Here is a 5,423-nt window from a genome sequence, read left to right as displayed (position 1 = left end):
GAACAGATTGGACACATCCAGAGATACTGTATCAGTATTAGCAGATCCTTCCAGCTCAAGCCCCGGACCTGCAACATGATCAGCATAGCTTTCGTCAACGGTAAGGGAAGAACCAGCAAGATTTTCTACCTCTACTGCATCGTCGGTCACCACAACATTCATGGTGCCGGACACCATGCTACCGCCCGCATCCGTGGCAGTAATGACTATGCCGCTGATGTCCAGGCTGTTGCTGCCGTCATTGTGATGCGCAGGGTCCTCAAGCGTCGCAGTCACCGTTACCGTTCCGTCGGCGTTTATGCCCGTAATCGTCAGCGTCACTACTGCGCCGCTTTCAGACCCCGTGCCTACCAGCTTATTGGCTTCCGGCTGCTTCCACGTGAAGCTCTCGCCTCCGGAAACCACAATACCTTCCGTCGAGCCGAACACCGCAGTGGTGAACGCCTCCGGTCCGTCAAACAGATCGACACTCTGACTCACGGTATCCGAATTTCCTCCGGCCGTCTTCGCATCGGAAAGCGTCACCGTCAGCTTATGTTCTTCACCTTCGGGAGTCGTGGGTTCCGTATTTTCTATGGTAATCGTCAGCGTCTTCTCTACCGCGTCACCGTCTGCATCATAGGCTATGTAGGTAAACGTATCGCTGGCTCCGCCATCCGGCACGCCCGTCTCATTGCGCGTGTACGTGTAGCTGCCGTCGGCATTCAGACTCAGCGTGCCGTACGTGCCGTCGGCACTGCCCTTCAGCTCTACCGCCGCAACGTTGCCTTCTCCATCCATGCGCCAGCCGTCAGCTCCGGATTTATCGTTTTCCAGAACATTGCCGCTCACGCTGTCAGCCTCTTCGGCAAGACTGTTCACGTCATCCTGGCCAGTCGCTGTATCATCGGTCACCACAACATTCATGGTGCCGGACACCGTGCTGCCGCCCGCATCCGTGGCGGTAATGACTATGCCGCTGATGTCCAGGCTGTTGCTGCCGTCATTGTGATGCGCAGGGTCCTCAAGCGTCGCAGTCACCGTTACCGTTCCGTCGGCGTTTATGCCCGTAATCGTCAGCGTCACTACTGCGCCGCTTTCAGACCCCGTGCCTACCAGCTTATTGGCTTCCGGCTGCTTCCACGTGAAGCTCTCGCCTCCGGAAACCACAATACCTTCCGTCGAGCCGAACACCGCAGTGGTGAACGCCTCCGGTCCGTCAAACAGATCGACACTCTGACTCACGGTATCCGAATTTCCTCCGGCCGTCTTCGCATCGGAAAGCGTCACCGTCAGCTTATGTTCTTCACCTTCGGGAGTCGTGGGTTCCGTATTTTCTATGGTAATCGTCAGCGTCTTCTCTACCGCGTCACCGTCTGCATCATAGGCTATGTAGGTAAACGTATCGCTGGCTCCGCCATCCGGCACGCCCGTCTCATTGCGCGTGTACGTGTAGCTGCCGTCGGCATTCAGCGTCAGCGTGCCGTACGTACCGTCGGCACTGCCCTTCAATACTACCGCCGCAATATTGCCTTCCGCATCCGTGCGCCAGCCGTCAGCTCCAGACTCATCATTTTCCAGAACATTGCCGCTCACGCTCTCAGCCTCTTCGGCAAGCCTGTTCATGTCAGCAGAGGCCACCGGCCCGTCGTCATGCACCGTCACCGTCAACAATCCGGTAGACGTATCGCCGGTAGCATCCGTCACCGTAATGTCGATGTCGTCAGAAAGCGCGTCATCTTCGCCGACGCCCTGACCCGTGTGAGTCTGCTGTCCGGTCAGTCTATAACTGTACTCAATATTCCACTTACCGGTCTCGTCATCCTGCGTGGCTCCCGTCACCTCCACGGTGACGCCGTTCACCGTCAGTGTTGTGTTGTGGGAAAGCCACTTCGATGTGAAATCTTCGCCGTTGATCAGGCTCACGGTAATGTTTGGTGCGTCCGGCCCTGAGCCGTACTTCAGCATAACGGTGCCGTCTTCGCCGTTCAGGTCTACCGTAAACGAACCTGTACCTTTCCAACCATGTCCTTCATGCTGACCTGAACCATCGACAGAGGCTCCTTCAGTCGTAGACAACGCGCCTTCATCCACCACGATCGTGGCGCTTCCGGGATTCGCGGGCACGATCTCATCACCCTTGATGGCGATGGTCAGCGTTGCCGTCGAGGTATCGCCGTCCGCATCCTTGATGGTGTAGGTGAATTGCTCCGTATACGTCTCGCCTTTCGGCACGTCCACCTCGTCGCCCAGCTTGTACGTATAGGTGCCGTCCTCGTTCAGCGTGAGCTTGCCGTACCTGCCCTGCTGCTCGGGATTCGTCCACGCAAAGTTCGCGCCGTCCGCGCCGGCCACCGCGCCTTCAAGCGCGTTGCCGGTAACGGCATCGCCGTCCCCTTCCGTCACAGCGTGCATGAAGCTCTCGATGGTGGGCACGTCGTCGGTAATGACCACGGTCACCACGCCGGTATCCGTAGAGCCGTCGCGGTCCGTCACGGTCACGACAAGGTCGTGGGCTATTTTGTCCGCGCCGTCGCCGCTGTGTTCCTGCGTGGCCTGCGTAAGATGATAGGTGTAGTCCAGACGCCCGGAGGCCGCGTTGAAGCCCGTCACTTCCAGATAGCCTTCGTCCGTGGGCACGACCTGCCCCGTAAGCGCGGAGCCGTCGAACACCACGATGCCGCCGATGACGATGGAGGCCACGCCGTCGGGAGCATCCACCAGCATGTGGCCGGAAGCCGTGACGGAAGAAGCGCCGCGAAGTCCGGCTTCATTCACGCTGAGCACGCTGCGGCCGGCAGAAGGATCGGCATTGCCGTCGTGAGGATTGTCGGGATTGTCGATGACGGGAATGTCGTCGTCGAGATCGCCGGAGTCGCCGGGCGTGAGGGTCACTTCATAATTGATGTCGCCGTCCCTCGTTGCCGCACCGTCGGTGTCGGGATTCACGCCCTCGCCGGGCCAGCCTATGTCGAGGCCGCCCAGACGGTCGAGACCGTCCAGAAGATCGGACGTCACATAGTCATGAAAGCGGTTGCCGTTGCCCTGCGCGCCTGCGGCCCTTCCGGGACCGGCGGCAGGCATGAGGTCGGGCTCGTTCATGGCCGTGAAGAAATCCTCGCCGGAAATCTCGGCTCCCTGCACCTCGAACGTGGGCATGTTCTGGCTGGAATAGGCCGTGTAGAAGTTGACGAGCTGAAGGGTGCTTCCGTCCTCAAACGTGATGACGAGGTTGTCCCCCTCGCGGGAAAGCACGGCTTCATCGGTGGGGAAATCAAAGATGAAACGCGCCTCGGGAGCACAGACGATGTTGCTGGAAGTTCCTGCGGCAGGCTTGGCAAGTCGTATGTCGGCCATGATGATCTCCTGAAAAAAAAGGAAAACGTCAGAAAACAACGGGAAAAAGACCCGCACCGGTTGGGAACCGATGCGTGCTCAGTCGGCAGAAAGCGGCCGGAAGGAACGGAGAAAAAGAGGATGATATAATAAAAAATCCTGCTGATTCCATGGATTACTTACGAATGCACGATGCGTCACATCCTTCGCAGCAAGTTCCGATATACCAGCAGGAACGCAGGCCTCATACCGACAGGCCAATTCCAAAATATACGTTTATGCCCGCAAGTCAAGAGGCGACAGGCCTTTCTCATGCCTTTGCCGGAAAGCCTCCGACGCTCCGAAACGCGCGCGTGCATGCTGCGGGCCTGACGTTCATGACAAAGAAGACGTCTCCGCCGCCTTTTCCCGCGTTCCTCTTCGGCGCCCGCCCTTCTGCATCCCCTCTTCCGCGTCCGCCCGCCCGGACGCGCGCCGGACGGGAGCCGGACGGGAGCCGGACGGGTGTTTCCCCGGCCTTCCGCTCTTCCGGCGCGCGGAACATCGGCAGCGTTCCGCCGAAGCGCCGCCTTTTCCGCGCCAGAATGCCGCCTTTTTCGCCGCCCTGTCGCCCCGCCCCGGGGGGGCGGCGCAAATCAGCCCCGCGCGCACGCGCATCAGGAACCACGCCGGAGATGAGCCGCAAAACACCGCGCCTCTGCGCGATCTGCACAAGGCCCCCGCACGGCAGAACCTTCCGGCACGCCGGCCGGATGCCATGCCATGAGAGCTTCGGCATGACTGCGGATTCCGTCATGCAGGCAAAAAAAAGAGCCGGAAACCATGTCCGACTCTTTCATGCGGCAATGTCAGGCAGGACAGCAGCGTCCGATGAAAAATCCGAACCGCGCATGCCCCGCGACCAGCCTTACGCCGACATCCGGCCCTGCTCAGGCCTTCACCAGCATGACGTGAGGCGCGGCGCTGCCTCCCTCGGGAAGAGGAAGGGGCTCTTCGCCTCCGCTGCCGAAAAGCGCGCTGGCCGGACGGGAAACAAGACGCCGCTGCATTTCCATGAGCACGGCGAACTCATAGGTATGGGCGGTTCTGGCGCTGCCGCCGTGTCCTTCAATGGCGGCCACGGCAAACTGCGTCTGCTCCCAGAGACTCATGAGTTCCTCATCGGGCAGAAGCTGGAGCTCGGCCAGCGCGGAAGCCTCGCCGAGTTCGGACGGCGTGACGGAAAGAACGGGAACCATAAAGCCTCCTTGACACGCACCATGATGGAAGAACGGCGCATGATTTTATGAAAAGCGCAACAAAGGCCCCTGATTCTCAATCAGGGAAAGCACGGACGCGCCCACGATCCGGCATGAAGCGAGCCGTCACGGCGCATGACTGGATGCGGTCCGGCGCAGCAACCGTCGCCGGAACGGAACACAGAAGTTTTCCTGCAGGTAAGGAAGAAGCCCGGCGCTAGCTTCCGGGCTTCTTTTAGAAGAGGCAGCTCAACTGCCCTTTATCTAAACTCCCCCGTTAAGGAGAGATTTCCCCACTCCGGGAATACACTATGAAGACTTGTGCGCGCAGGAATCTTCCCGCGCGACCGCCTTGAAGGGAAACGCCTTCGGGCCGTCCCGTCCGGAAGGAAGCGTGCGAGCACCATGTCAGACTTCTTCATCTGAATGGATTTCATAGCGCTTTTTTCGCTTCATGGCAAGAAGATTCTGTCTGCCGCGCGTGCCGACTGCGCGGAGCCATCCGGAGAGCGCCGGAGAGGCGCAGGCGGCCCGTTTGTCTCATGGCCGCAACCCGGCGAAAGTCGGAAACTTTTCCGCCGACTCTTGACAGCGGACGCAGGTCCATTAAAACATAAGTAACTCTCAGGGCGGGGTGCAAGTCCCCACCGGCGGTGACCCCCGCATTCGGGGCAGCCCGCGGGCGCGTTTTCAAGGGAAAAGCGCAGATCCGGTGCAAGTCCGGGGCCGACGGTAACAGTCCGGAAGAAAGAGAACGGATCTTTCGCCTCAGTCTTCTGAAGCACTCTCCTCTCTCATAGCGCCTCTTGCGGCCCTGATGTGGACATCTCCAGGGCGCTTGTCATGCGTCAGCTATCTTCTCTTTGCTCC

2 protein-coding genes and 1 riboswitch are annotated in these 5,423 nt (G+C 59.7%); both genes read right to left on the bottom strand.

Translation table 11 applies throughout. The features are described from left to right. On the bottom strand, positions 1-3,336 hold a 3,336-nt coding region (locus Q0J81_RS11035), incomplete at its 3' end, for a VCBS domain-containing protein (protein ID WP_294447895.1). Positions 3,337-4,244: 908 nt separating this feature from the next. Beyond that, positions 4,245-4,553 (bottom strand): hypothetical protein, encoded by a 309-nt coding sequence (locus Q0J81_RS11030; RefSeq protein WP_294447894.1) that lies wholly within the window; start codon positions 4,551-4,553, stop codon positions 4,245-4,247. Between the two features lie 616 nt (positions 4,554-5,169). Beyond that, a riboswitch (FMN riboswitch) is annotated at positions 5,170-5,313 on the top strand. The last annotated feature ends 110 nt before the right edge of the window (positions 5,314-5,423 follow it).

Origin of the sequence: uncultured Mailhella sp., from assembly GCF_944324575.1 — a bacterium.
GTDB lineage: Bacteria > Desulfobacterota > Desulfovibrionia > Desulfovibrionales > Desulfovibrionaceae > Mailhella.
Note: the sequence above shows the minus strand (reverse complement) of the source record. Positions and strands in the feature narration are given on the sequence as shown.